General features: G+C 59.6%; 2 protein-coding genes. Both read left to right on the top strand.

All coding sequences use genetic code 11. The annotated features are described in order from the left end of the window. The coding region (locus KDL09_RS02205; RefSeq protein ID WP_294380877.1) for a YfbK domain-containing protein at positions 1–748 on the top strand (748 nt) is incomplete at its 5' end. Between the two features lie 168 nt (positions 749–916). After that, positions 917–1,875 (top strand): molecular chaperone HtpG (gene htpG, locus KDL09_RS02200; RefSeq protein WP_294380875.1); only part of this gene is annotated, 959 nt, incomplete at its 3' end.

Below are 1,875 nucleotides of genomic sequence, written 5' to 3'. Positions count from 1 at the left end.
GGCGAAGAGCGGCGTCTTCCTCAGCGTGCTCGGATTCGGCACGGGCAACCTGAAGGACCGCACGATGGAAACCCTGGCAGACAAGGGCAACGGCAACTATGCCTACATCGACAGCCTCAGCGAGGCACGCAAGGTGCTCGTCGAGCAGATGAGCGGCACGCTGGTGACGATCGCGAAGGACGTCAAAATCCAGGTCGAGTTCAATCCAGCCGCCGTGCGCAGCTATCGCCTCATCGGCTATGAAAACCGCATGCTGGCGAAGGAAGACTTCAACGACGACACCAAAGATGCGGGCGAGATCGGTGCCGGTCACAGCGTGGTCGCCCTGTATGAAGTCGTTCCTGCCAATCTCCCTCCCGGCGCCGAACCACGGCCTGCGGTGGACAGCTTGAAGTATCAAGCTCCCGCCATCTCACCTGCCCAGCTCGCTGAAGCAGCGAAGAGTGGCGAGACGATGACCGTGAAACTGCGCTACAAGGAGCCGGACGGTGATCTGAGCAAACTCATCGAGATGCCGGTAAAGGACGAAGGCAAGACGCTCACCGCGAGCAGCGACGAGTACAAATTCAGCGCCGCCGTCGCCGGCTTCGGTCTGCTGCTGCGTGACTCCGCTTACAAAGGCACGCTGAGCTGGGAAACCGTGCGTCGCCTCGCCATCGATGGCAAAGGCGCGGACAAGCTGGGTTATCGCGGCGAATTCCTGCAACTCATCGACAAGGCGCGCGGCTTGAAGGAAACGCGGCCTTGATTGGAATGACGAATGAAGTCCGAATGATCCTCGGGTGGAAACAGGGGGCCATTCGGGCTTCGTCATTTTCCCCTTCTGGGAAGTGCATGGACGGCCTTGACCACGCAGGGCGTCCCGCTACTCTCACGGCCCCCAAACCTTAAAAAAACACTCATTTCATCTCCCACCATGAGCCAGACCCACGAATTCCAGGCCGAAGTCAAACAAGTCCTCGATATCGTCATCCACTCGCTCTACACCGACCGCGAGATCTTCATTCGCGAGCTCGTCTCCAATGCGTCCGATGCGATGGAAAAAATGCGCCACACGCAGCTGACGGAGAAGGAGATCTTCGACGGCGAAGCGGAACTGCAGATCAGCATCACAACGGATGAAGCCGCGCGCACGCTGACCATCGCGGACGCCGGCATCGGCATGACGCGGGCGGAATTGATCGAGAATCTCGGCACCATCGCCCACTCCGGCTCGAAGGCCTTCGCTGCGGCCCTCAAGAATGCCGGCAAACAGGGGGATGCGACGCTCATCGGCCAGTTCGGCGTGGGTTTCTATTCGGCCTTCATGGTCGCTGACAAGGTCGAGGTTCACACCCATTCCTGGCGCAACGACGGCGAGCACCTCGTCTGGACGAGTGACGGCACCAGCAGCTACACCATCGAGGATTCGACCGATGAGAAGCGCGGCTGCAAAATCGTCCTGCACCTGAAGGAGGACGCCGCCGAGTTTGCCAAGGACACGACGGTGAAGCAGATCGTGGAAAAGCACTCGAATTTCGTCAGCTTCCCCCTGCTTCTTAACGGTGAGCGCGTCAATACGGTGGAGGCGCTCTGGCTCAAGCCGAAGGACGGCATCAACGACGAACAGTACAACGAGTTCTACAAGTTCACCGCGCACGCTTTTGATGAGCCGAGCTACCGGCTGCACTTCCAGGCCGAGTCCCCCATCGTCATCAATGCGCTGCTCTTCACGCCGACGCAGAACATGGAGGCCTTTGGCATGGGGCAGATGGAGCCCGGCGTGTCCCTCTATTGCAAAAAGGTGCTCATTGACCCGAAGCCGAAGAAACTGCTGCCGGAGTGGATGCGCTTTGTGCGCGGTGTGATCGACAGCGAGGACCTGCCGCTGAACAT

It is taken from the genome of Prosthecobacter sp. (genome assembly GCF_020439865.1).
In the GTDB taxonomy this organism is placed as follows: Bacteria; Verrucomicrobiota; Verrucomicrobiia; order Verrucomicrobiales; family Verrucomicrobiaceae; genus Prosthecobacter.
This window is presented reverse-complemented; position numbering and strand designations above follow the sequence as displayed.